A 23135-nucleotide genomic window follows, 5' to 3' on the forward strand; every position below is an offset into this window, starting at 1 on the left:
CCGCTGGTTTTCGACACTCCCGCGGTCGTTCGACGACGGGATGGTCGACATCTGCGCGTGCACCAACGCAAGGCGCTGCCGTCGACGTTCATGTCACTCGCGCCCGGGTTATGGCACCCGGACGTGTGGCACGACGTCAACCGCATGCAGACCCTCAATGGGGAGCAGGCACGCCGGAACCTCGAGTTCCACATCTGCCCGCTGCAGTTCGACATCGTCGACAGGCTCATCGAGCGGTACTCGAACGAGGGCGACGTCGTCTATGACCCGTTCGGCGGACTGTTCACGGTGCCGCTGCGGGCGCTGAAGCTCGGTCGCCGCGGTCGCGCGGCGGAGCTGAACCCGAACTCGTTCCGGGACGGGCTCGCGTACCTGCGTCAGCAGGACCGGAAGCAGGAGCTGCCATCGCTGTTCGATCTGCTCGACATGGAAGGTGCCGCGTGACCGTCACTGACAAGCCGACGGTCAGTGGTTCGCCCATGCGTCAATCAGGTGCGGCAGCATTTCGAGCGGAATGTACTCCTTCCAGAAGTCGGGAACGAGTTCCCAGGCGTGGGCTGCGAGGACGACGATGCGGCTATACATGTCGTGCTCTATGCCGAGGGTGTTGGGGCAGGGGTTCGGCCATGTTCATGCACGGCAGTGCCCGCCCCGCGGGTAGCTGGCCCAGATCGTCTTGCACGCCTGGTTGTACGGACGATGCATCCGAACCCTCAGGTGTGCGGTCGTGATCGGCCCGAAGGAAGCGCGCCCGACCCCCGGCGAGGAGGCGCGCGCCTACAGGATCGCGACCGAGCGTGACGACAGTCTCTGCCAGCGGTGTCTTCGGGCGCGGGGCGACAACCGGGACCACCGGCTGAACCGGTCGCAGGGCGGCCCCACGCTCGCGTCGAACCTGCAGCTGTTGTGCGGCTCCGGGTCGACCGGCTGCCACGGCATCTCCTCCGCTCGCCCGAGGACGCGTACACCCGTCGGCTCATCGCGGCCGCTCCCGTCCCCGACCCGGTCGAGCAGGCCGCCCGGCGGGAGGCCCGTCTGGCCAGCTGACCGCCCCCTCCCGCGCGCCCCGCTCGTTCCCGACACTCCCGCGGTCGTCCGACGACGGCATGGTCGATCCATGCGGAAGCGCCCTGTGCGGCGGTACGTGGCGACGATCCAGGTGTCGCACGACGACGGCCACGTCGGAACCAGGCGGGAGGGGGACCGGGTGGGACTGCCCGGAGGGTGGGACTACCCGGAGGGTCGGAGGGGGGACAACCCCACCACGGGTCCGGGAGCGGGCAGGATGGGGCGCGGGCCCGCCGACCGCGAGGCTCGATCCATGACCGAAACAGCTCGCATCGACACCGCGGAGACCGTGCCCATGCCCTCCGACCAGCTCCCGTCGGCCGCGTCGGGCGGCGTGCCCGCGTCGGGCGCCGTGCCCGCGTCCGGCAGCGCGCCCGCGTCCGGCAGCGCGCCCGCGTCCGCGCCCGGCCGCATACCGGGGACCCGACTCGGCGACGTCCCCCCGTCCGGCCCGGACGACGGCGCCGTCCCGCCCGGCGGTGGGGGTGGTGGTGACGGCACCCCGCGCCGCTCCTTCTACCGGGACGCCTGGAGGCACGTCCCCCGTGACTTCGGGTACCTCGCGTTCACGGCGCTGCTCCTCGGCACCGTGTACTCCGTGTTCCCCCTCGTGATCCTGCACGGGACCGCCGGGCAGATGCTCAACCCGATCTCGCTCGTGCTGTTCCTGGCGTCGCTGTTCGTCGCCCGATGGCTCGGCGCGTTCGAGCAGCTCCGGATGAGCTGGGCCGAGCCCGAGCGCTTCCGCCCCGTCGACTGGACGCCGCGGTGGCGACAGAACTGGTTCCTCCGGATCGTGTCGGCCGTGGCGAACCCGCACTACTGGCTGTACCTGCTGCACGCGGTCGTCGTCTACCCGCTCGTCGCGTGCATCACGATCGGCGCCGGCGCCACCCTCGTCGCCGGTGTCGTGGCCCCGGTCGGCGCCGGGTTCGCCGCCATCACCCACGGGTGGCAGATCAACCAGTACCTCGCCCATCAGGGGATCGGCCAGACCTGGCCCTGGGTGGTCGGCGCGATCGCGTGCGCGGTGTCGGTGACGGCAGCGGTCCTCCTGTTCCCGCTGTGGACCCGCGGCGCGGTGCTCGCGCACTACTGGGTGGACCGAGCACTCCTCGGCGGCTTCCGGTCCGAGGTGCTGCAGCAGCGCGTCGTCGGGCTGCAGGCATCGCGGGCCGGTGCCGTCACCGCCGAGGGCCAGGCGCTCCGTCAGATCGAGCGTGACCTGCACGACGGACCGCAGCAGCGGCTCGTCCGGCTGCGGATGGACCTCGCGGCGGCCGAGCGCGCGTTCGAGCGTGACCCCGAGCGTGCCCGCGGGCTCATGGCCGAGGCGTCCGGGCACGCGAAGGACGCCCTCGACGAGCTCCGTGCGCTGTCCCGGGGGTTCGCGCCGCCGATCCTGCTCGACCGCGGGCTCGTCGCGGCACTCGAGGCGCTCGTGTCCCGGACGCCCCTGCCCGTCGACCTCGACGTGCGGCTGCCGGACGGGTTCGTGCTGCCGACCGAGATCGAGCGCAACCTGTACTTCACGGTGAGCGAGCTCCTGACGAACACCACGAAGCACGCGGAGGCGTCCTCCGCCGAGGTCTCGATCACCCTGACGTCCGACCCCGACGGTCAGCCGGTGCTCGAACTCCGGGTCCGGGACGACGGCCGGGGTGGTGCCGCCGTGCAGGAGGGCCACGGGATCCTCGGGCTCATGGGGCGGATGCGCGCGCTCGACGGCGAGCTGTCGGTGTCGAGCCCGGCGGGTGGCCCGACCGACGCCGTGGCGCGGATCCCGCTCGGCGCGCTGCGGGGTACGCCGACGACGATGCCGGGAGGCCCGTCCTCGTCCACCACGGGTCCGGTCGCGCCCGCCGCGGGACCGACCGCGGCGCCGTGACGGCTAGCATCGAGCGCATGACCGACGGCCCGGATGCACCCCGCATCCGGGCCGTCGTCGTCGACGACGCGGTCCTCCTGCGCGAGGGCCTCACGCGCGTCCTCGACGAGGCCGGGATCGCGGTCGTCGCGCAGTACGGTGACGCGGTGACGTTCCTCGCGAGCCTGCCGGAGGTCCGACCGGACGTCGTCGTGATGGACGTCCGCATGCCGCCGAGCTACACGGACGAGGGTGTGCGCGCCGCCGTCGCGGCCCGTCGTACGGTGCCGGGCATCGGGGTGCTCCTCCTCTCGCAGTACGTCGAGGCGTCGTACGCCGAGGAGCTCCTGGCGGACGGATCGAGCGGGCTCGGCTACCTGCTCAAGGACCGCGTCACGCGCCTCGACGAGATCGACGACGCGATCCGGCGCATCGCGAGCGGCGGCACGGTGCTCGATCCCGAGGTCGTGACGGAGCTCATGGGGCGTCGGCGTGACCCGCTCGCCGCCCTGACACCGCGCGAGCGGGACGTCCTCGCGCTCATGGCCGAGGGGCGCTCGAACGCCGCGATCGCACGCACCCTCGTGATCGGGACCGGCGCCGTCGAGAAGCACGTGTCGAACATCTTCGCCAAGCTCGGACTCGAGGACACCGGCGACGACCACCGTCGTGTCCTCGCCGTCCTCGCGTCCCTGCGATGAGGCACCGATGAGCGCGCCGACCCCGGCCCGGGACGGTGACCGCGCGGCACGTGTCCCGGCGCCCGCGCTCGCCGTCGCCGCCATGGTGTCGGTACAACTCGGCGCGGCGATCGCGAAGACCCACTTCGACGTCGTCGGGTCCGTCGGTGCGGCCGTGCTCCGTCTGACGATCGGCGCCGTCGTGTTCGCCCTCGTGGTGCGGCCGGCGGTGCGGTCGTGGGACCGGGCGCAGTGGCTCGGCGCCCTCGGGCTCGGTCTCGCCCTCGGCGGCATGAACGTCTGCATCTACGTCGCGTTCGCGAGCATCCCGATCGGCATCGCGGTGACGGTGGAGTTCCTCGGGCCGCTCGCGCTCTCGCTCGTGTACACCCGGCGATGGCGCGACGTGGTCTGGGCCGCGCTCGCACTCGCCGGCGTCGTGCTGCTCGGTGTCGGCGCGTCCGGTCCCGCCGCGGTCGCGGGGTTCGTGTTCGCCGTCGTCGCCGCGGTGTGCTGGGCGGCGTACATCGTGCTCAACCGGCACGTCGGTGCGCGGATCCCCGGGGTGGACGGTCTGAGCGTCTCGCTCGTCGTCGCGATGCTCGTCGCCCTCCCGGTCGGTGCGGGTGCCGCCGTGCACGGTGTCCGAGCGGATCCGGTGCTGCTGCTCGTGTTCGGCGCCGTGGCCGTGCTGTCGAGCGTCCTGCCCTACGCCCTCGAGATGCAGGCGCTTCGGACGTTGCCCCCGCGGGTGTTCGGGGTGCTCCAGAGTCTCGGGCCGGCCATCGCAGCGCTCGCCGGGTTCGCGATCGCGGGCGAGGCCCTGTCGGCGCGGGAGCTCGTCGCGCTGGCCTGCGTGACGCTGGCGAGCATCGGCGTCACCGTGAGCGGCCGACGGGAGCGCGGGAGGAGCACACCGGTACCCGACGCGCCGCCCGCTTGACGGGCCTCCCGGCCGGCGCCGGGGCCGGTCAGTCCTCGGACACGAGGAAGTCCGCGTACGTCGGCTCGGTCTGGTCCGGGGCGAGGAGCGACGGGTCGTTGACGCGCTGCTCGACGTAGGCCGCGATGACCTCGGGCGGGGTGAGGACGTGGGACATCCAGGAGGGGACGTCGGTCTTCTTCATCTGCCCTCCCGTGGTCGATGCGGCCGGCACTGGTCCGTCCGTCCAATCCTTCGCGCGCTGAAATGTTCAACGACGTGCGATTCGTTGAACGATCCTCTGTATGGGCAGGGCTGTCAATGCGGTCGCGTCAGAATGTCCGCTTCACGCGGTCCGTGCGTCCGCGGCGTCGTTGCATGGTCACCATCGGTCGTCCGCCACCCGGCGCGTCCGGCGGTCGTCCTCGCGGAGGGTGCGGTGCTTGACGGCGGATCGCCAGACCCAGGCCTCGGCCGGATGACCGAACTGCGCCCACTCCACGAGGACGGCGTCGACGGTCCAGCTGCGGGCGAACGCCTTGACCCGGACGTGGAACGACGGGAACTGGATCCACGCCCACACCGGGATCGGCGTGACGGCGTGGCAGGGATCGCCGCCCCGGGCGTCCTCCGACAGCGAGAACGCGTCGGGGCGCGGCGACTCGGGGTGCTCCGGTGGTGACCACCGGTCCTCACGTCGCCGTCCCATGCCCCTATTCGAACGTCTGTTCGAACCCGGCGTCAAGTCGAGCGGCGCGTCCCGGCTCGGCCGCGCGTCCGGTACGCCCTCGGCCGACCCTACGTGGCGTCGTAGTCCAGGTCGACGAGGAAACTGAGGTCCTGCACGTCGGTCATCTCGGCGGGCCACTCCGGCCGGCTCGGTTGCAGGGACATCGTCCCCCGCTCGAGGCGCTCGATGACCTCCTGGTCGAGCGGTTCGTCCGGGCTCTCGAGGACTGGTGTCGAGAAGATCTGGCTCGCGGGCCCGATGAGCAGGTGGGCGTACGCCCTGCTGCCGCCGTCCGTGACGACCGGGATCTGGACGACGTCGGCGACGCCCGCCACGGCGAGTGCCCGGGCGTACCGGAGGAGGGCCTTGCACGTGCTGTCGCCGGTCATGACGTACCCCCCGGCGTAGTGGATGCGTCGCATGATGCCAGCGTGGTCGTTCCGGTCTGGGTACGCTGACAGGACAGGCGTTGGGCTCCCTGGTGGCGATCCCAGGAGCCGGATCGGAGGCTGGTCCCATGGGCAGGATGATCTACAACAGCTCGTACACCGTGGACTTCGAGGACCGCCTGCTCGCGCACCTGCAGATCGTGATCGCGACGAAGCTGCGCCGCGGCGAGTCGTTCATGTTCTCCTGGAAGGACGACCGCGACGTCGGGAACGGTCGGACCGCGATCTGGCTCGACCGGACCGTGCCCCTCGTCATCCGCTACTCGGGCAGTCGCCCGCCGACCATCAACCGCGAGTGGGTCGAGGCGTTGGCCCAGGCAGCCGGGTCACCCGGCGGACTGCGCATCGTCCCCGAGCCCTCGGAAGGGACCCCGGCATGATCCGGACCATCGTCATCTACGACGGGATCGAGTACACGATCTCGAAGGAGGGGCCCGACGCGGTGCGGGAGCGGATCCGGACGGCCCTGGCGTCCGACGGCCTCATGTGGCTCGAGGTGAACCGTGGCGACGGCCGGCCGACCCCGGCCGTGCTGCTCGTGTCCCGGAGTTCGACCATCGCACTCGTCGCCGACCGTGATGCATCGGACGACGGCGATCCGGTGCGGTACCGGCTCGAGGAGGACGAGCACCTGCTCGGCACGGTGGACGACGTCGGGTCGGGTCACGTGGAGGGGATGACGGGAATCGAACCCGCGTAACCAGTTTGGAAGACTGGGGCTCTACCATTGAGCTACATCCCCGTGCGACACCGCGGCGCCGCCCTCCGATCGTAGCGGACGGCCGGGTGCCCACGCACACCGCGCCTACACTCGGCGGCGTGCGGGTACCCCGGATCGCCACCACCAGCCACGATCCGCTCGTGCGGCGTTCGCGCGTGGTCTCCTACGTCCTCGTCGCCGTCGGCGTCGTCGTCCTGTCGTTCGCGCCGTCGGTCGTCGGCGGACGGGTGGGAGAGCCGTTGCACGTGCTCCTGCACGTCGTCCGTCCGATCGTCGCGGTGGCGCTGTTCGCGGCCGCGGTGCTCGTCCAGGTCGCCGTGGGCGTCCGCTGGCGGCGCCGGCTCCTGCGGGACGCCGCGGACGACGGCCGCCAGGACCGCAGGACCGGTCGCGGGCAGGACGCCGCCACCGACGGCCGGGAGGACCGGGGCGCGCTGCCACCGCCACCCGCGTGACGCGGGTGCCCACCGCCTCCACGGCCGCTGGGAGGGCCGGGAACGCGGCGCTTGCGTGCCGCTAGACTCGTCGGGATCGATCGCGGTCGGGTCCGTCCTGCCCGCGCTCGTTGCACGACCCTGGCCCGGCAACGACCGGGGCGTAGCTCAGCTTGGTAGAGCGCCCGCTTTGGGAGCGGGAGGTCGCAGGTTCAAATCCTGTCGCCCCGACCAGGTCACACCATCGTCAACCTCAGGAGAACACACCCTTGGTCACCAGCACCGTCGACAAGTTGAGCCCCACCCGGGTCAAGCTCACCGTGAACGTGACGCCGGACGAGCTCAAGCCGAGCATCGACCACGCGTACAAGCACATCGCCGAGCAGATCAACATCCCCGGCTTCCGGAAGGGCAAGGTGCCGCCGGCCATCGTCGACCAGCGCGTCGGCCGTCCGGAGATCCTGAACCACGCCGTCGGGGACGCCATCGACACCTTCTACCGCCAGGCGGTCGAGGAGAACGAGCTCCGCGTGCTCGGTCGCGCCGAGGCCGACATCGCCGAGCTCCCGAGCGTCAAGGACTTCTCCGGCGACCTCGTCCTCACGTTCGAGGTCGACGTCCGTCCCGAGTTCGACCTCCCCGACTACGAGGGCCTCGAGCTCACGGTCGACGCGGTCGACGTCACCGACGACGAGATCGAGGAGGAGCTCCAGAACCTCCGCACGCGCTTCGGCACGCTCGTCACGGTCGACCGCCCCGCCACCGCGGGCGACTTCGCCCAGCTCGACCTCACCGCGACCATCGGCGACGAAGAAGTCGACTCGGCCACGGGCGTCTCGTACGAGATCGGCTCCGGCGACCTCATCGAGGGCATCGACGACGCCCTCGAGACCCTGACCGCAGGCGAGTCCACCACCTTCGAGTCGAAGCTCCTCGGCGGCGACCACGAGGGCGAGACCGCCCAGATCGCCGTGACGCTCACGGCCGTCAAGGAGCGCGAGCTGCCCGAGGCCGACGACGAGTTCGCGCAGATCGCGAGCCAGTTCGACACGATCGACGAGCTCAAGGCGGACCTCAAGGAGCAGATCGCCAAGTCGAAGACCTTCGGCCAGGGCGCCGCGGCCCGCGACCAGCTCGTCGAGAAGCTCCTCGACAGCGTCGAGATCCCGATCTCGCAGCAGCTCATCGACGACGAGGTCCACCGTCACCTCGAGCAGGAGAACCGCCTCGAGGACGACGAGCACCGCGCCGAGGTCGCCGAGTCGAGCGAGAAGGCGTTCAAGTCGCAGCTGCTCCTCGACGCCGTCGCCGAGCAGGAGCAGGTCCAGGTCAGCCAGGAGGAGCTGACCCAGTACCTGATCCAGGCCGCCGCGCAGTACGGCATGGAGCCGGGCGAGTTCATCAAGGTGATCGACCAGAACGGCCAGATCCCCGGCATGGTCGGCGAGGTCGCCCGTTCCAAGGCGATCGCGACCGTGCTCGCCAAGGCGAAGGTCGTCGACACGAACGGCAACCCGGTCGACCTGTCCGCGTTCACCGCGGGCGTCGCGCAGGAGCCGGCGACGGACGACGAGGCCGAGGCCGAGTGAGCCGAGCTGACTGACCGACCTCGCAGGCTCGGTCGGCGCCGCGCAACGCTGGCGCGTCGCACATGCGAAGAGCGCGCACGGGAGGCCCGGGACCAGGTGGTCCCGGGCCTCCCGTGCGTCGTTCCCGGCCCTGGTATTGCCGACAGCGAACTCGGGAGATGCGCCGCGTTGCACCCGATAGGTTCGACGACAAGCGACAACTGAACGGGAGCTACACATGGCCGAAGCGACACTGAACCCCAGTGTTTTTGACCGTCTTCTGAGGGACCGGATCGTCTGGCTCGGCTCCGAGGTCCGTGACGACAACTCGAACGAGATCGCTGCGAAGCTGCTGCTGCTCGCGGCGGAGGACCCCGAGAAGGACATCTACCTCTACATCAACTCGCCCGGTGGTTCGATCACCGCCGGCATGGCCATCTACGACACGATGCAGTTCGTCCCGAACGACATCGTCACCGTCGGTATCGGGCTCGCCGCCTCGATGGGGCAGTTCCTGCTCTCGTCCGGCACCCCGGGCAAGCGCTACATCACCCCGAACGCCCGCGTGCTCCTGCACCAGCCGTCCGGTGGCTTCGGCGGGACCGCCGCCGACATCCAGACCCAGGCCAAGGTCATCCTCGACATGAAGCAGCGCATGGCGGAACTCACCGCCGAGCAGACCGGCAAGTCGATCGAGCAGATCCTCAAGGACAACGACCGCGACAACTGGTTCACCGCGCAGGAGGCCCTGGAGTACGGCTTCGTCGACCACCTCCGTGCGATGTCCAGTGAGGTCATCGGTGGCGGCGGGACGGTCGGCGACGGCGAGACAGAGACCCCGGCCGCGGCGCCGTCCGCCGAGTAGCCCACCACCAAGAAAAGGAAATCGAGAATGCATCTCCCCATGCTCGGTGGCGCGCAGAACGTCCCCGCACCCTCCGACCGCTACATCCTCCCGAGCTTCGAGGAGCGCACCGCCTACGGCTACAAGCGCCAGGACCCGTACGCCAAGCTCTTCGAGGACCGCATCGTGTTCCTCGGCGTGCAGGTGGACGACGCTTCGGCCGACGACATCATGGCCCAGCTGCTCGTGCTCGAGTCGATGGACCCGGACCGCGACATCGTCATGTACATCAACTCGCCCGGTGGCTCGTTCACGGCCATGACGGCGATCTACGACACGATGCAGTACATCCGTCCGCAGATCCAGACGGTGTGCCTCGGTCAGGCAGCGTCCGCCGCGTCGGTGCTCCTGGCCGCCGGCACGCCGGGCAAGCGTCTCGCGCTGCCGAACGCCCGCGTGCTCATCCACCAGCCGGCAACCCAGCAGGGTGGCGGGCAGGCGTCGGACATCGAGATCCAGGCCGCGGAGATCCTCCGCATGCGCACCTGGCTCGAGGAGACCCTGTCCCGGCACTCGAACCGCACCCCGGAGCAGGTCAACCACGACATCGAGCGCGACAAGATCATGTCCGCGCAAGAGGCCGTCGAGTACGGGCTCATCGACCAGGTGCTGACCAGCCGCAAGTCGCTGCCGGCGCTCGTCAAGTAGTCCCGACAGACCGAGGGCCCCGACCGTTCTGGTCGGGGCCCTCCGTCGTGTCCGGCGGCTTGGTGGCCGCGCGCCTGCGCCGCTTGCGCCGCTTGCGCCGCTTGCGCGGCCTGCGTCCTGCGTCCTGCGGCTTGCGGCCTGCGGCCGGCCTGCGGCCGGCCTGCGGCCGCCCACCCTTCCGCGAGATCGCAGTCGTTGCCGTTCTGGGTCTCCTCAGAACGGCAACGACTGCGATCTCGCCGGGGGGCGGCTGCGGTCAGTCGCGGGCGTCGTCGGCGAGGTCGTCCTCGTCGTCGCGGCCGCGTTCGGCGGTCGCCGGCTCCACGGCGGATCCGGCAGGGCGGCGGAGGAGCAGCAGCACGACCACGACGAGCGCCACGAGCACGAGCCCACCCGCGCCGATCCAGATGGCGTCGCCCACGACCCCGCTGGAGCCGCTGCCCGCGCTGCCCGTGCCGGAGTCCGACGCGGCGGCCGACGAGCCCGGCCCGGACGCGCAGACCGGCGGCCGCGTGCTCCCCGTGGCGGGACGGAAGCCGGCCGGGGCCTCCCAGCGGAACCGGTACCGGTCCGACACCGTGTGGCCGTCGGCGCTGACGATCTGCCACTCGATCGTGTACTCGCCCGACCGTCCGAGCGCCGCCTTCGTCGTCATCGACGGGCCGTCCACGATGAGGCAGCCGTTCTCGTAGTACCGACCGCTCGGTCCGACGATCCGGTAGGCGAAGCCCGAGTTGGTGTCGCCGATGTCGAGCAGTCGATCGTTCGTCGTGATCTCGAACCGCTTCGGCAGTGAGGTCAGTGTGCCGTTGACGGTCGGCGTCGACGCGATCATGTAGTTGTGCGCGGAGGCCGGGGCCGCCAGTCCGAGGACGGCGCCTGCGGTGACCGCCACCGATGCCAGCGCGAGGGCGAGCGCGCGACGCGGCCCGGTCCTCCCGGCCGGCGACGCCGCACCGGATCCGGTGCGGATGCGGCGGGCGCTCACCGGGGACGCCGCCGGGCCATGGCGGCCGCGCTCACGACGCCCACCGCGCCGACGACGAGTCCGGCGATGCCGAGGCCCCGAGCGACGAGGTCGGTGTCCCCGCCGGCGGATCCGGTGCCGCTCGTCTCGGTGCCGCTCGCCTCGGTGCCGCTCGCACTGCCCGTCGCCGCGTCGCTGGCGTGCTCCTGCGCGTGGTCGTCGTCGTCGTCCGCGCCCGGGATCGCCGCGGTCAGGGTGACGGCCGGTGCGGGGTGCTCGGGCTCGTCCTGGCCGGCTTTCTGCACCTGGTCCCACTCGGTCGATCCGGTGACGCACGTCTGGGTCACGGGGAACGCGACGATCGTGCCGGGCTTGCCGTCGGGCAGCGAGAGCGAGAGCTGGAAGGTGTCGCGCTCGTCCGCGGCCAGGGGCGTCGTCGCCGTGTACGTGACGCTCGTCACGCGCGTCCCGGCGTCGGCGGGGTCCTCGTCGTCGCTCGCGGACTGCTTGCTCGTGTAGGGCTCCGTTGCCTTGGTGATCGTCCAGTTGGGGTTCACCGTGGGCGTGACGTCGATGACCGACCGCGGAACGTGGAAGGTCAGCGCGGTGGTCGGGGAGCCGTCGCACCCGTGCGGGACCGAGAACGTCAGGGTCGTGTACGAGTCGGCGGCGGTGTCCGTGGCCGTCGCCTCGACGTGGGCGCTCGCCGCGGCGGCGGTCCCGAGGACGAGAGCGGCCGTGATGCCCACGGTGGCGGCGGTGCCCGCGACGAGGCGCTTGCGCATGGAGGTCCTTTCGCTTCTACAACTTGTAGAGTCCCGACGGCCACCGTAGTCCGAGGCGGTCCTGTGGCACAAACCGGCCGCCCCGAGCGAACGCGTGGTGGTTTGCGGCACGGTCGCGCCGTCAGTGTCGTCGGATGCGATTAGGCTCAACTCCACGACGACCTCGTGTGCCAGCCACCGGTGCGCGACGACCAAGGAGGCCTCGCATGGCACGCATCGGAGAGAGCGCCGATCTCCTCAAGTGCTCCTTCTGCGGCAAGAGCCAGAAGCAGGTGCAGCAGCTCATCGCGGGCCCGGGCGTGTACATCTGCGACGAGTGCGTCGAACTCTGCAACGAGATCATCGAGGAACGCCTCGCCGAGGCCGGCGAGGACACCGCGGACGGCGACTTCGACCTCCCCAAGCCGCGCGAGATCTTCGACTTCCTCGAGGAGTACGTCATCGGGCAGGATCCGGCCAAGCGTGCCCTGTCGGTCGCGGTCTACAACCACTACAAGCGCATCCGCGCTCAGGGTGCGATCACCGCGGCCGAGCACCGCGGCGACGACATCGAGATCGCCAAGTCGAACATCCTGCTCATCGGCCCGACGGGCTGTGGCAAGACCTACCTGGCGCAGACCCTGGCCAAGCGGCTCAACGTGCCGTTCGCGGTCGCGGACGCCACGGCGCTCACCGAGGCCGGCTACGTCGGCGAGGACGTCGAGAACATCCTGCTCAAGCTGATCCAGGCCGCCGACTACGACGTCAAGCGGGCCGAGACGGGGATCATCTACATCGACGAGGTCGACAAGATCGCCCGGAAGGCCGAGAACCCCTCGATCACGCGCGACGTCTCGGGCGAGGGCGTGCAGCAGGCGCTCCTCAAGATCCTCGAGGGCACGACGGCGTCGGTGCCGCCGCAGGGTGGGCGCAAGCACCCGCACCAGGAGTTCATCCAGATCGACACGACGAACGTGCTGTTCATCGTGGCCGGGGCGTTCGCCGGGCTCGAGGACATCATCTCGTCCCGCATCGGCAAGCGGGGCATCGGCTTCGGCGCACCGTTGCACAGCCCGCTCGACCAGACGGACGTCTACGGCGAGGTCCTGCCCGAGGACCTGCACAAGTTCGGCCTCATCCCGGAGTTCATCGGGCGCCTCCCCGTCGTGACCACCGTGACACCGCTCGACCAGGCCGCCCTCATGGAGATCCTGACCGAGCCGAAGAACGCGCTGGTCAAGCAGTACCAGCGGATGTTCCAGATCGACGGCGTCGAGCTCGAGTTCGACCGGCAGGCGCTCGAGGCGATCGCGGACCTCGCGGTGCTCCGCCAGACCGGTGCCCGTGGTCTTCGCGCCATCATGGAAGAAGTCCTCGGCCCGATCATGTTCGAGGTCCCCTCGGACGATGACGTCGCTCGCGTCGTCGTCACGCGGGAGTCCGTGCTCGAGAACGCCGCGCCGACGATCGTGCCGCGGGCGCGCAAGCGCGTCGAGAAGTCCGCGTAGCGCCGCTGCAACGCGGTCGGCGGACGTCCCGCTGGCCCGTTGAACACGCCCGTGCCGTTCGAACACCGCGATCCCCGTGTTCGAACGGCATCGCGGTGTTCGAAGCCTGGCGGCGCCTCGGCGCGACGTCGGCCGGCCTACTCGAGCCCGCGGCGGCGCAGCAGGGGACCGACCTCGGCGTCGCGGCCCCGGAACTCGCGGTAGGCCTCGAGCGGGTCGCGGGAGCCTCCGACACCGAGGACGATCGAGGCGAACCGGCGTCCGGCCTCGCGTGACAGGCCGCCGTGCTCCCGGAACCACTCCACGGTGTCCGCGTCGAGCACCTCGCTCCAGATGTAGCCGTAGTAGCCCGCGTCGTACCCGCCCGAGAACGTGTGGGCGAAGTACGTCGACGAGTAGCGCGTGGGGACCGCGGGGACGGCGATGCCGGCGGCCTCGAGGGCGTCCTGCTCGAACGCCTCCACGTCGGTCACCGCCGCGGCCTCCGCGGAGCTGAGGCGGTGCCAGGCCTGGTCGAGCATCGCGGCAGCGAGGTACTCGGTCGTGGCGAAGCCCTCGTTGAACCCCTCGGAGTCGCTGAGGCCGAGTACGAGTTCCACGGGCATGGGCTCGCCGGTCTCGTGGTGTCGGGCGTAGTTCACCAGGACCTCGGGCCAGTTGAGCCACATCTCGTTGACCTGGCTCGGGAACTCGACGAAGTCGCGCTCGACGCTCGTGCCCGAGAACCGCGGGTACGTCGTCCGCGCGATGAGGCCGTGCAGCGCGTGCCCGAACTCGTGGAACAGCGTGGTGACCTCGTCCTGGGTCAGGAGTGTGGGGGACCCGGCGGCGGGCTTCGGGACGTTGAGGTTGTTGACGACGACGGGCAGGGTGCCGATCAGGGCCGACTGCTCGACGATCGGGTTCATCCACGCACCGCCGCGCTTGCCGTCGCGCGTGTACAGGTCGAGCAGGTAGAGGCCGACCGACGCGCCCTGTTCGTCCGTGACCTCGAACACCCGGACCTCGTCGTTGTAGCCGTGCAGGTCGGGCCGCTCGGCGAACGACAGGCCGTACAGGGCGTTCGCCGCGTGGAACACACCGTCGTGCAGCACGCGCTCCGCCTCGAAGTACGCGCGCATCGCGGTCGCGTCGACCGCGAACTGCTGGGCGCGGAGGATCTCGGTCGCGTACGCCCAGTCGTGCGCCTCGACCTCGTGGCCGAGCACCCGCGCACGGACCTCGCGCTCGTCCCGGGCGTTCGCGGCCGCGGCGGGCGCGAGCGACGTCAGGAGGCCGTCCACCGCCTCCGGCGTCCCTGCGGTCTCGTCGGCGGTCACGGCGGCGGCGTGGTTCGGGAACCCGAGGAGTTCCGCGCGCTCGGCACGGAGTCGGACGATGCGGAGCACGAGGTCCCGGTTGTCCCAGTCGTTGCCCCGCCGACCCCGCTGCAGCGAGGCGTCCATGATGCGGGCCCGGACCGCTCGGTCCGTCAGGGTCGCCAGGTAGGGGTGCCCGGTGAACAGCGGCAGGGTGATGAGCCAGCCGTCCAGGCCGCGCGCCTCGGCGGCCCCGCGGGTCGCGGACCGGGCACCGTCGTCGAGGCCGTCGAGCTCCGCCTCGTCGGTGATGTGCACGGCGAGGTCGTTGGTGTCGTCGAGCAGGTTGCGCTCGAACCGTGTCGTGAGCGTCGAGAGCTCCTGGTTCAGCGCGGTCAGGCGCTCCTTGCCGGATGCGTCGAGCCCCGCACCGGCCAGGGTCATCTCGGTGTGGGTCCGCTCCACGAGGCGGAGGTGCTCGCCGGTCAGGCCGAGGTCCTCGCGGGCGTCGTGCACGGCGGCGACCCGCTCGTACAGCCGGCTGTCGAGGGTGATCGCATCGCGGTGGGCGGCCAGCAGCGGCGAGATCTCGGCCTCGAGGTCGTGGATCTCGGCGGTCGAGTCCGCCGAGGCGACGGTGAAGAAGGCCATGGACGCGCGCGCCAGGAGCTGCCCGGAACGCTCGAGGGCGACGAGCGTGTTGTCGAACGTCGGGGACTCCGGGTCCGTCGCGATCGCCTCGACCTCTGCACGCTGCTCGCGCATGCCCTGGTCGAACGCGGGGCGGTAGTGCTCGAGCCGGACCTCGGTGAACGGGGGGAGCGCGTACGGGAGGCTGCTCGGGGCGTCGAAGGGCGTGGCCATGTCCACCACCCTAGGACCGGGGGTGCGGGGACGCCCGGGGGCGGGCCTCCCGGCCGGTTCAGCGGGTGGCGACCGCGGCGTCGACGAGCGTGGCGGCGGCGCGTCGGGCGTGGACGGCGGCGTCGGCGGTGCCGGCGATCGCCGCGGTGGTCTGGGCGCCCTCGGCGAGCAGTGCGAGCTGGGCGGCGAGCTCCTCGGCGTGGGCGTGGTCGAGCCCGATGGTGGCGGTGAGCCCGGCGATGTACCGCTGGAAGGACTCCTTGTGTCGCCGCGCCATGTCCGCGATCGCAGGGGAGGTCGCGCCGAGTTCCCCGAAGGCGTTGATGAACCCGCACCCGCGGAACGAGCTGTCGGCGAACCACGCCTCGAGGTAGTCGTAGACGGCGAGGAGCTTCGCTCGGGGCCCGTCGGCGGCGTCGACGGCGGCGCTGACCCCGCGCTCCCACATGTCGTGCCGGCCGGCGAGGACGGCGACGACGAGGTCCTCCTTGCCGGGGAACTCCTTGTAGAGGCGTTTCAGCGACACGTTCGCGGCCGAGCGGACGGCGTCCATGCCGACCGACTGGATGCCACGTCGGTAGAACAGCTCGTCGGCAGCGGCGATGATGCCGGCCCGGGTGTCGTCCTGCTCGACGGTGACGGTGCTCATGTCTGGTTCCTCTGGTCCTCGGTCGTGGCAGCGGAGGAGCTGCGGCGGGATGGTGTCGACGTCCCCCGTTCGGAGCAGTACCTGCGAGTCGGCTGAGACCGGCTTGCGCGGAGAACGCTCGTTCTCTACTGTAACGGACATCGGCGGAGAACGATCGTTCTCCGCCGAACCGGACCGAGAGACGGCCCGGACGACGAAGGGATGTAGGACGATGAGCACCATCACGGTCGGGACCGAGAACAGCATCGACATCGAGCTCCACTACGAGGACAAGGGCACGGGCCAGCCGGTCGTACTCATCCACGGCTTCCCGCTCGACGGCAACTCGTGGGAGGGCCAGGTGCCCGCGCTCCTCCAGGCGGGCTACCGCGTCATCACGTACGACCGCCGCGGGTTCGGGCGGTCGTCGCAGCCGTCGACCGGGTACGACTACGACACGTTCGCGGCGGACCTCAACGTCGTCATGGAGACCCTCGACCTGCACGACGCGATCCTCGTCGGCTTCTCGATGGGCACCGGCGAGGTCGCCCGGTACATCGCCACCTACGGTTCCGGGCGCGTCGCGAAGGCCGCGTTCCTCACATCGCTCGAGCCGTACCTCGCGGTGACCGACGACAACCCGGACGGAGCGGCGCCGATGTCCTTCTTTGAGGGGATCGCCGAGACCGTCGCGCAGGACCGTTACGCGTACTTCACCGCCTTCTACCAGGACTTCTTCAACCTCGACGAGAACCTGGGCAGCCGCATCAGCGAGGAGGCGGTCCGCAACGCGTGGAACGTGGCCGCCGGTTCCGGGGCCATCGCGTCCGCGGCCGCGCCCCTGACCTGGCCGACCGACTTCCGCGCGGACATCCCCCAGGTGGACGTCCCCGCGCTCATCGTGCACGGCACCGGCGACCGCATCCTGCCGATCGACGCCACCGGTCGGCGCTTCGCCGCGGCGCTGCCGTCGGCGGACTACGTCGAGATCGAAGGGGCGCCGCACGGGCTCCTCACGACCCACACCGCGGAGGTGAACGAGGCCCTGCTCGCCTTCCTCCGCAAGTAGGCCCGGCGCAGCACCAGCCCGCTCCTCTCGCACCCCGCCCTCCGATCCGGCAGGGTGGTGGCCGCAGGGCGATGCCCCGCTCCACTCCGGAGCGGGGCATCGCCGTGTCCGGCGCTCGCGGCCCGCGAACGGCCCTCGCTGGGAACGACGGCCACCCGGAGGGCGTACCAGTGGACCGTCAGGAGACGGGGACGTCCCGCTCCGCCGAGCGCACCGGGAGGCGCACCATGGGCAAGCGGAACCGCACGATCGTGATCACGGGGGCGTCCAGCGGCATCGGTCGGGCCACGGCGCTCCGGTTCGCCCGCGCCGGCGACGCGGTCGTCCTCGCCGCCCGTCGTCCCGCCGCCCTGGAGGCCGTGGCCGCCGAGTGCCGTGCGCTCGGTGGCGAGGCGCTCGCCGTGCCGACCGACACGAGCGACGAGACCGCCGTGCTCCGCCTGGCAGCGGAGGCCGTCCGCCGGTTCGGACGCATCGACGTGTGGATCAACGACGCCGCCATCTCGTCGTTCTCGCCGTTCCTGCAGATGCCGATGGACGAGTTCCGCCGTGTGATGGACGTCAACGTCATGGGGTACGTGTACGGCGCACGCGCGGCCCTCGAGGTCATGGAGCGGCAGGGGCGTGGCGTGCTCGTCAACGTGTCGTCCATCGTGGGCGAGGTCCCGCAGCCGTACACCGCGCCCTACGGCATGTCGAAGGCGGCGGTCCGTGCCCTCGGCGTGAGCCTCCGGTCCGAGCTCATGCTCCGCGGCAAGAAGCGCATCCACGTCGTCACGGTCCTGCCGCCCACCGTGGACACGCCGTTCTTCCGGCACAGCGCGAACCACACCGGCCGCAAGATCGTCGCGCTGCCGCCGGTCTACGGTGTCGACAAGGTCGCGCGCGCGGTCGTCCGCGCGGCCGACGCGCCCGGCAAGGCGACCGAGATCGCGATCGGAGGTGCCGGCAAGGCGTTCGTGCAGCAGCACCGCATGACCCCGGCCGCGGTCGAGGCGCAGATGGCGATCCAGACCGACAAGACGCACCTGTCGCGCCACGAGCACGTCCCCGACAACCAGGGCACGATCTTCACCCCGTCGTCCGACCCGCGGGACGCGACGGCGGATGGCGGGTGGCACGGCGGACGGCGCACCGCGAGCCGCAACGTGATGGGCTGGGCGCTCGTCGGCGCGATCGCGGTGTTCGTCGGACGGCGTCTCCGCGCGCGCTGACCAGCCCCTCCTGGCTGCCTGCCCGGCCCAGCCGAGACCGGGCTGGGTCCGCTCAGGGCTCGTCGTCGTGGGGCGGCGTCGTCACGGCCTGCCCGAGCGGGTCGAGGTGGATCCGCGTCCCGTCGTCGAGCTCGGCGATCGGTCGGCGCTCGAGCCACGTCAGGGTCCAGCGCCACGTCGAGGCGTCGACCCCCTCGTCGGCGAGTTCCTCCTCGACCGTCCGGACCGCGACGAGCATCGCCTCCGGCAGGGCGGCCGGTGGCTCCTGCCCGACGCTCCATCGTGTGCCCAGCTGCATGGTGCCTCCAGTCCGTCCCAGTCCGATCCGAGATCGCAGTCGTTGCCGTTCTGATCGAACCAGAACGGCAACGACTGCGATCTCGCGGAGGGGGGTCAGACCGCGGGCTGCTCCTCGAGCTCGATCTCGACGACGCTGAGCTCCGCGCCCTCCGCGAACGCCAGGTTCCGGATCCGCCCGACCGCGGCGAGGTCCGGTGCGGCCTGCTCGATGAGCGCCCGCACCGGCTCGGGGGCCGCGACGACCGCCCGCGTGACGGGCGTCTTCTGCGACGCCTTCGCCGCCGTCTTCGCCCCGCGGATGCCGATGAGCGCCTGCCCGACGGCCTCGAGCAGCCCGGACTCGTCCGCGTCGACCGGCAGGTCGGCCGGGGTCGGCCAGGAGGCCCGGTGCACCGATCCGTCGTGCGTCCAGGCCCACACTTCCTCCGTTGCGAACGGGAGGAACGGTGCGAGCAGGCGGGTCAGCACGTCCATCGCGGCGCGGAGCGCGAGCACCGCCGAGGCCTGCGTCTCGTGGGTGGCCTCGTCGGCGGTGCCGTACGCGCGCTCCTTGACGAGCTCGAGGTAGTCGTCGCAGAACGTCCAGAAGAACCGCTCGGTGACCTCGAGCGCGCGGGCGTGGTCGTACTGCGCGAACGCGGTCGTGGCCTGCTCGACGACCGAGCGGAGCGCGGCGAGCATGTCCACGTCGAGCGCCTCGGTGACGCTGTGCGCACCGACGGGCAGCTCGAAGCCGTGCACGAACTTCGCGGCGTTGAGCACCTTGATCGCCAGGCGTCGACCGACCTTGATCTGCTTGGGGTTCTGCGGGTCGAACGCCGCGTCGGTGCCGAGACGCGAGGACGCCGCCCAGTACCGGACCGCGTCGGCGCCGTGCTGCTCGAGCATGTCGATGGGCGTGACGACGTTGCCCTTCGACTTCGACATCTTCTTGCGGTCCGGGTCGACGATGAACCCCGAGATCGAGGCGTTCGCCCACGGGGCGACGCCGTCCTCGAGCTGGGCCCGGAGCGCGGTCGTGAACAGCCAGGTCCGGATGATGTCCTGGCCCTGCGGACGGACGTCGTACGGGTAGACGATCCCGAACAGGTCGGGGTCCCGCTCCCACCCGCCGGCGAGCTGCGGGGTCAGGGACGAGGTCGCCCACGTGTCCATGACGTCGACCTCGCCGATGAACCCGCCGGGGACGCCGCGCTGGTCGGCTGAGTAGCCGGGAGCCGGGTCGGACGACGGGTCCACGGGGAGCTGGTCCTCGGTCGGGGTGATCACCTGGTCGAACACGGGGTTGCCGTCGGCGTCGAGCGGGTACCAGACGGGGAGCGGCACACCGAAGAACCGCTGCCGCGACACGAGCCAGTCGCCGGACAGGCCGTTCACCCAGTTCTCGTACCGGACGCGCATGAAGTCCGGGTGGAACGCGATCTGCTGACCGCGCTCGACGAGGGTGTCCTTGAGCTGCTGGTCGCGCGACCCGTTGACGATGTACCACTGCCGCGTCGACACGATCTCGAGCGGCTTGTCGCCCTTCTCGAAGAACTTGACCGGGTGCGTGATCTTCTTGACGTCGCCGATGAGCTCGCCCGATTCGGTGAGCGCGTCGACGACGACCTGCTTGGCGCTGAACACGGTCTTGCCGGCCATCTCGGCGTACACGGCCAGGCCGCGCTCCGAGGTGATGACGTCGGGCGCCTGCGACACGATGCGGCCGTCGAACCCGATCACCGAGCGGTTCGGCAGCTGCAGCTCGCGCCACCAGACGACGTCCGTCGTGTCGCCGAAGGTGCAGATCATCGCGATGCCGGCGCCCTTGTCCTGCTGTGCCAGGTGGTGGGCGAGCACCGGGACCTCGACGTCGAACAGCGGGGAGCGCACCGTCGTCCCGAACAGGTCCTGGAACCGTTCGTCGTCCGGGTGCGCGACGAGTGCGACGCACGCGGGGAGCAGCTCCGGCCGGGTCGTCTGGATCACGACGTCGCCGCTGCCGTCGGTCTTGTGGAACGCGATGCCGTGGTACGCGCCGGGCTGGTCCCGGTCCTCCAGTTCGGCCTGCGCCACCGCCGTGCGGAACGTGACGTCCCACAGGGTCGGTGCGTCCGCCTGGTAGGCCTCGCCGCGGGCGAGGTTCCGCAGGAACGCCTTCTGCGCGATCGCCTGCGATTCGTCGCCGATCGTCCGGTACGACTGCGTCCAGTCCACCGACAGGCCGAGGGTGCGCCACACGTGCTCGAACTGCTGCTCGTCCTCGACGGTCAGGCGCTCGCACAGCTCGATGAAGTTGCGGCGTGAGATCGGGACCTGGTCGGCGGCCTTGGTGCTCTTGCCGTCGCCGCCCTCGAACGGTGGCGTGAAGGACGCGTCGTAGGGGAGCGACGGGTCGCAGCGGACGCCGTAGTAGTTCTGCACGCGGCGTTCCGTCGGCAGGCCGTTGTCGTCCCAGCCCATCGGGTAGAACACGCGCTTGCCGCGCATGCGCTCGAACCGCGCCTTGACGTCGGTGTGGGTGTAGCTGAACACGTGCCCGATGTGCAGCGAGCCGGACGCCGTGGGCGGCGGGGTGTCGATCGAGTAGACGTCGGCGCGGGTCGCACCATCGCGGTCGAACCGGTAGGTGCCGTCGGTCTCCCACTGCGGGCCCCAGACCTGCTCGAGGCCGTCCACCGAGGGCTTGTCGGGCATGGGCTTGGTCATGGCTGCACCTTCCGGTCGATGTGTGCGGCACCGAGTCCGTGATGAGGTGCCTGAGTGTTCCGCGCGCTGCGGGTCGGGACAAGGGTACCGGGGCCGGGAGGGTCGGACCAGTCGCCGCCACACGGCGACCACGACAGGCGAGGCGCACACCCTGAGCGGTGAGGACGCGACGGGCCCACCGATACGGCACTCTGGTACGTGACATTCCACGACGCCCGGAAGGACCAGGACCAGTGACCGCGCCATCGAACGACACCACGACGTCCCGACCGCGCCGCAGGGGAGCGCCGGACCTCGTCCGGTCCGCCCGGCGCCGCCTGACCGCGGACGACGTGACGGTCGTCGACGGTCCGCTGCTCAAGCGCGCGGTCACGGCGGCGGCGCTGGGCAACGCGATGGAGTGGTTCGACTTCGGCGTCTTCGCCTACCTCGCCACGACGATCGGGCAGGTGTTCTTCCCGTCGGCGGACCCGACGGCCAGCACGATCTCGGCGTTCGCGACGTTCACCGCCGCGTTCCTGGTCCGACCGCTCGGCGGCGTGGTGTTCGGTCCGCTCGGGGACCGGATCGGGCGACAGCGGGTGCTCGCGCTGACGATGGTGCTCATGGCGGCCGGGACCTTCGCCATCGGGCTGGTGCCCGGGTACGACCGGATCGGGCTGTGGGGTGCGGTCCTCCTCTTGCTCGCCCGGCTGTTGCAGGGGTTCTCGACGGGCGGTGAGTACGGCGGGGCGGCGACGTTCATCGCCGAGTACGCACCGGACCGGCGCCGTGGCGCCCTCGGCGCCTGGCTCGAGTTCGGGACGCTCGGCGGGTACGTGCTCGGCGCCGGGCTCGTGACGGCCCTCCAGGCGACGCTGTCGGACGACGCGCTGCTCGCGTGGGGGTGGCGGGTCCCGTTCCTCGTGGCGGGTCCGCTCGGGGTCATCGGGCTGTACCTGCGTCTCCGGCTCGAGGAGACGCCCGCGTTCCAACGACAGCAGGCCGCGCTCGCTGAACGCGAGGCGGAACGGACCCCGGTCGTGCGCCTGCTCGCCGAACACTGGCGGCCGCTGCTCGTGTGCATCGGGCTGGTGCTCGTGTTCAACGTCACCGACTACATGCTGTTGTCCTACATGCCGACCTACCTGACCGAGACGCTCGGCAGCGACGCCACCGACGGCCTCGTGCTCGTCATCGTCGTGATGGTCGTCATGATGGCGGTGATCGGGCTCGGCGGCCGGCTGTCCGATCGGTTCGGACGGCGCCCCGTGCTCTTCGCGGGCTGCATCGGCTTCATCGTCCTGTCGTGGCCGGCCCTCGCCCTCGTGCAGACCGCGGACCCGTGGCTCGGGTTCTGCGGACTGCTGCTCATGGGACTCGTGCTCGTGACGTTCACGTCGACCATGCCGTCGACGCTGCCCGCGCTGTTCCCGACCGCCGTCCGCTACGGCGCGCTCGCGATCGCGTTCAACGTCTCGGTGTCGTTGTTCGGCGGGACGACACCACTGGCGACCGAGGCGCTCGTCGCGGCCGCGCACGACGCCGGCCTGCCGTGGGCGGACGACGTGCCCGCGCTGTACCTCGTCGTCGCCGCGGTGATCGGGCTGGTCGCGGTGGCCTGCACCACCGAGACCGCACAGGAGCCGCTGCTCGGCTCGGGGCCCACCGTGACCACCGAGGCCGAGGCGTCCGCGGTCATCGAGCAGTACGCCGACCCGACGAGCGCGTTCTCGCGCACGAGCTGGGCGCGAGACTTCGCCACGAGTCAGATCCCGGTGGTGGGGGAGCAGGACGCCCCACGCGATCGCCCTCCGTCCGTTCGGTAGGGTCGACGCACGCTGCCGAGCGGGCGGCGCGACAGC

The 23135-nt window shown here is 71.0% G+C and carries 23 protein-coding genes and 2 tRNA genes; 15 read left to right on the forward strand and 10 right to left on the reverse strand.

The window, feature by feature from the left end; translation table 11 throughout:
* Positions 1 to 57: 57 nt before the first annotated feature.
* The 4 genes from DEI86_RS13140 (at position 58) to DEI86_RS13155 (ending at position 4558) form a co-directional block, all read left to right on the forward strand.
* A complete protein-coding gene (locus DEI86_RS13140; RefSeq protein ID WP_220038523.1) occupies positions 58 to 444 on the forward strand; it encodes a DNA methyltransferase in 387 nt (128 codons plus the stop codon).
* Positions 445 to 1321: 877 nt separating this feature from the next.
* Complete coding sequence (locus DEI86_RS13145) at positions 1322 to 2956, forward strand: sensor histidine kinase (RefSeq protein WP_111049828.1); 1635 nt, start codon at positions 1322 to 1324, stop codon at positions 2954 to 2956.
* A gap of 17 nt (positions 2957 to 2973) precedes the next feature.
* On the forward strand, positions 2974 to 3636 hold the full coding sequence (locus DEI86_RS13150; protein WP_111013933.1) for a response regulator transcription factor: 663 nt from the start codon (positions 2974 to 2976) through the stop codon (positions 3634 to 3636).
* 7 nt (positions 3637 to 3643) lie between these two features.
* A complete protein-coding gene (locus tag DEI86_RS13155; protein WP_111027740.1) occupies positions 3644 to 4558 on the forward strand; it encodes a DMT family transporter in 915 nt (304 codons plus the stop codon).
* Positions 4559 to 4586: 28 nt separating this feature from the next.
* On the opposite strand, the gene DEI86_RS16610 is transcribed toward DEI86_RS13155, so the two are convergent.
* The 3 genes from DEI86_RS16610 to DEI86_RS13165 form a co-directional block, all read right to left on the reverse strand.
* The gene (locus tag DEI86_RS16610) at positions 4587 to 4742 is read right to left on the reverse strand and encodes a hypothetical protein (protein ID WP_181434930.1); all 156 of its coding nucleotides are present in this window, start codon (positions 4740 to 4742) and stop codon (positions 4587 to 4589) included.
* A gap of 177 nt (positions 4743 to 4919) precedes the next feature.
* Positions 4920 to 5246, reverse strand: a complete 327-nt coding sequence (locus DEI86_RS13160; RefSeq protein ID WP_111011015.1) for a hypothetical protein — start codon at positions 5244 to 5246, stop codon at positions 4920 to 4922.
* Positions 5247 to 5335: 89 nt separating this feature from the next.
* Positions 5336 to 5689 carry a hypothetical protein gene (locus tag DEI86_RS13165; RefSeq protein WP_111011016.1) on the reverse strand — a complete coding sequence of 118 codons (354 nt, stop codon included), beginning with the start codon at positions 5687 to 5689 and terminating at the stop codon, positions 5336 to 5338.
* Positions 5690 to 5784: 95 nt separating this feature from the next.
* On the opposite strand from DEI86_RS13165, the gene DEI86_RS13170 reads away from it, so the two are divergent.
* Both DEI86_RS13170 and DEI86_RS13175 read left to right on the forward strand, forming a co-directional pair.
* Positions 5785 to 6096 (forward strand): ATP-dependent DNA ligase, encoded by a 312-nt coding sequence (locus tag DEI86_RS13170; protein WP_111011017.1) that lies wholly within the window; start codon positions 5785 to 5787, stop codon positions 6094 to 6096.
* Positions 6093 to 6416, forward strand: coding sequence for a hypothetical protein (locus DEI86_RS13175; RefSeq protein WP_111011018.1), 324 nt, complete (start codon positions 6093 to 6095; stop codon positions 6414 to 6416). Before DEI86_RS13170 ends, DEI86_RS13175 begins: the two co-directional genes overlap by 4 nt.
* Here the strand turns inward: DEI86_RS13175 and DEI86_RS13180 are convergent.
* Positions 6385 to 6458: transfer RNA gene (locus DEI86_RS13180), tRNA-Gly, on the reverse strand. The two genes, DEI86_RS13175 and DEI86_RS13180, sit on opposite strands and share 32 nt — an antisense overlap.
* 77 nt (positions 6459 to 6535) lie before the next feature.
* Between DEI86_RS13180 and DEI86_RS13185 the strand changes: the two genes are divergently transcribed.
* The 5 genes from DEI86_RS13185 (at position 6536) to DEI86_RS13205 (ending at position 9991) form a co-directional block, all read left to right on the forward strand.
* The gene (locus DEI86_RS13185) at positions 6536 to 6892 is read left to right on the forward strand and encodes a hypothetical protein (protein WP_146242916.1); all 357 of its coding nucleotides are present in this window, start codon (positions 6536 to 6538) and stop codon (positions 6890 to 6892) included.
* Between the two features lie 136 nt (positions 6893 to 7028).
* A tRNA-Pro gene (locus tag DEI86_RS13190) sits at positions 7029 to 7105 on the forward strand.
* A 35-nt stretch (positions 7106 to 7140) separates the two neighbouring features.
* The gene (gene tig / locus DEI86_RS13195) at positions 7141 to 8460 is read left to right on the forward strand and encodes a trigger factor (RefSeq protein WP_111049829.1); all 1320 of its coding nucleotides are present in this window, start codon (positions 7141 to 7143) and stop codon (positions 8458 to 8460) included.
* A gap of 217 nt (positions 8461 to 8677) precedes the next feature.
* Positions 8678 to 9304, forward strand: coding sequence for an ATP-dependent Clp protease proteolytic subunit (locus tag DEI86_RS13200; RefSeq protein ID WP_111011021.1), 627 nt, complete (start codon positions 8678 to 8680; stop codon positions 9302 to 9304).
* 27 nt (positions 9305 to 9331) lie between these two features.
* Positions 9332 to 9991 (forward strand): ATP-dependent Clp protease proteolytic subunit, encoded by a 660-nt coding sequence (locus tag DEI86_RS13205; protein WP_111011022.1) that lies wholly within the window; start codon positions 9332 to 9334, stop codon positions 9989 to 9991.
* A 256-nt stretch (positions 9992 to 10247) separates the two neighbouring features.
* On the opposite strand, the gene DEI86_RS13210 is transcribed toward DEI86_RS13205, so the two are convergent.
* Positions 10248 to 10979, reverse strand: a complete 732-nt coding sequence (locus DEI86_RS13210; protein WP_111049830.1) for a copper resistance CopC family protein — start codon at positions 10977 to 10979, stop codon at positions 10248 to 10250.
* Positions 10976 to 11743, reverse strand: a complete 768-nt coding sequence (locus tag DEI86_RS13215) for a YcnI family protein (protein WP_111011024.1) — start codon at positions 11741 to 11743, stop codon at positions 10976 to 10978. The genes DEI86_RS13210 and DEI86_RS13215 overlap by 4 nt, the downstream gene beginning before the upstream one ends.
* 206 nt (positions 11744 to 11949) lie before the next feature.
* Between DEI86_RS13215 and clpX the strand changes: the two genes are divergently transcribed.
* On the forward strand, positions 11950 to 13230 hold the full coding sequence (gene clpX, locus DEI86_RS13220) for an ATP-dependent Clp protease ATP-binding subunit ClpX (protein ID WP_111011025.1): 1281 nt from the start codon (positions 11950 to 11952) through the stop codon (positions 13228 to 13230).
* Positions 13231 to 13367: 137 nt separating this feature from the next.
* On the opposite strand, the gene DEI86_RS13225 is transcribed toward clpX, so the two are convergent.
* Together DEI86_RS13225 and DEI86_RS13230 are read right to left on the reverse strand one after the other, a co-directional pair.
* Complete coding sequence (locus DEI86_RS13225; RefSeq protein WP_111049831.1) at positions 13368 to 15392, reverse strand: M3 family metallopeptidase; 2025 nt, start codon at positions 15390 to 15392, stop codon at positions 13368 to 13370.
* A 58-nt stretch (positions 15393 to 15450) separates the two neighbouring features.
* Entirely contained in the window at positions 15451 to 16041 is a 591-nt protein-coding gene (locus DEI86_RS13230) for a TetR/AcrR family transcriptional regulator (protein WP_111011027.1), read from the reverse strand.
* Between the two features lie 211 nt (positions 16042 to 16252).
* Between DEI86_RS13230 and DEI86_RS13235 the strand changes: the two genes are divergently transcribed.
* Together DEI86_RS13235 and DEI86_RS13240 are read left to right on the forward strand one after the other, a co-directional pair.
* Positions 16253 to 17089 carry an alpha/beta fold hydrolase gene (locus tag DEI86_RS13235; protein ID WP_111049832.1) on the forward strand — a complete coding sequence of 279 codons (837 nt, stop codon included), beginning with the start codon at positions 16253 to 16255 and terminating at the stop codon, positions 17087 to 17089.
* 170 nt (positions 17090 to 17259) lie between these two features.
* Positions 17260 to 18303, forward strand: coding sequence for an SDR family oxidoreductase (locus tag DEI86_RS13240; RefSeq protein WP_258372238.1), 1044 nt, complete (start codon positions 17260 to 17262; stop codon positions 18301 to 18303).
* A 52-nt stretch (positions 18304 to 18355) separates the two neighbouring features.
* Here the strand turns inward: DEI86_RS13240 and DEI86_RS13245 are convergent, their stop codons facing one another.
* Together DEI86_RS13245 and valS are read right to left on the reverse strand one after the other, a co-directional pair.
* Complete coding sequence (locus DEI86_RS13245) at positions 18356 to 18601, reverse strand: hypothetical protein (RefSeq protein ID WP_111049833.1); 246 nt, start codon at positions 18599 to 18601, stop codon at positions 18356 to 18358.
* Positions 18602 to 18696: 95 nt separating this feature from the next.
* Positions 18697 to 21291 (reverse strand): valine--tRNA ligase, encoded by a 2595-nt coding sequence (gene valS / locus DEI86_RS13250; protein WP_111049834.1) that lies wholly within the window; start codon positions 21289 to 21291, stop codon positions 18697 to 18699.
* Positions 21292 to 21524: 233 nt separating this feature from the next.
* On the opposite strand from valS, the gene DEI86_RS13255 reads away from it, so the two are divergent.
* Positions 21525 to 23099 (forward strand): MFS transporter, encoded by a 1575-nt coding sequence (locus DEI86_RS13255; RefSeq protein ID WP_111011031.1) that lies wholly within the window; start codon positions 21525 to 21527, stop codon positions 23097 to 23099.
* Positions 23100 to 23135 lie beyond the last annotated feature (36 nt).

The sequence above is a fragment of the Curtobacterium sp. MCBD17_028 genome (assembly GCF_003234875.1).
Lineage (GTDB): Bacteria > Actinomycetota > Actinomycetes > Actinomycetales > Microbacteriaceae > Curtobacterium.

Coding starts and splice junctions, on each gene's coding strand:
- DEI86_RS13145 (WP_111049828.1), top strand. CDS start 1,322: ATGACCGAAACAGCTCGCATCGACACCGCGGAGACCGTGCCCATGCCC.
- DEI86_RS13150 (WP_111013933.1), top strand. CDS start 2,974: ATGACCGACGGCCCGGATGCACCCCGCATCCGGGCCGTCGTCGTCGAC.
- DEI86_RS13155 (WP_111027740.1), top strand. CDS start 3,644: ATGAGCGCGCCGACCCCGGCCCGGGACGGTGACCGCGCGGCACGTGTC.
- DEI86_RS16610 (WP_181434930.1), bottom strand. CDS start 4,742: ATGAAGAAGACCGACGTCCCCTCCTGGATGTCCCACGTCCTCACCCCG.
- DEI86_RS13160 (WP_111011015.1), bottom strand. CDS start 5,246: ATGGGACGGCGACGTGAGGACCGGTGGTCACCACCGGAGCACCCCGAG.
- DEI86_RS13165 (WP_111011016.1), bottom strand. CDS start 5,689: ATGCGACGCATCCACTACGCCGGGGGGTACGTCATGACCGGCGACAGC.
- DEI86_RS13170 (WP_111011017.1), top strand. CDS start 5,785: ATGGGCAGGATGATCTACAACAGCTCGTACACCGTGGACTTCGAGGAC.
- DEI86_RS13175 (WP_111011018.1), top strand. CDS start 6,093: ATGATCCGGACCATCGTCATCTACGACGGGATCGAGTACACGATCTCG.
- DEI86_RS13200 (WP_111011021.1), top strand. CDS start 8,678: ATGGCCGAAGCGACACTGAACCCCAGTGTTTTTGACCGTCTTCTGAGG.
- DEI86_RS13205 (WP_111011022.1), top strand. CDS start 9,332: ATGCATCTCCCCATGCTCGGTGGCGCGCAGAACGTCCCCGCACCCTCC.
- DEI86_RS13215 (WP_111011024.1), bottom strand. CDS start 11,743: ATGCGCAAGCGCCTCGTCGCGGGCACCGCCGCCACCGTGGGCATCACG.
- clpX (WP_111011025.1), top strand. CDS start 11,950: ATGGCACGCATCGGAGAGAGCGCCGATCTCCTCAAGTGCTCCTTCTGC.
- DEI86_RS13225 (WP_111049831.1), bottom strand. CDS start 15,392: ATGGCCACGCCCTTCGACGCCCCGAGCAGCCTCCCGTACGCGCTCCCC.
- DEI86_RS13230 (WP_111011027.1), bottom strand. CDS start 16,041: ATGAGCACCGTCACCGTCGAGCAGGACGACACCCGGGCCGGCATCATC.
- DEI86_RS13235 (WP_111049832.1), top strand. CDS start 16,253: ATGAGCACCATCACGGTCGGGACCGAGAACAGCATCGACATCGAGCTC.
- DEI86_RS13245 (WP_111049833.1), bottom strand. CDS start 18,601: ATGCAGCTGGGCACACGATGGAGCGTCGGGCAGGAGCCACCGGCCGCC.
- valS (WP_111049834.1), bottom strand. CDS start 21,291: ATGACCAAGCCCATGCCCGACAAGCCCTCGGTGGACGGCCTCGAGCAG.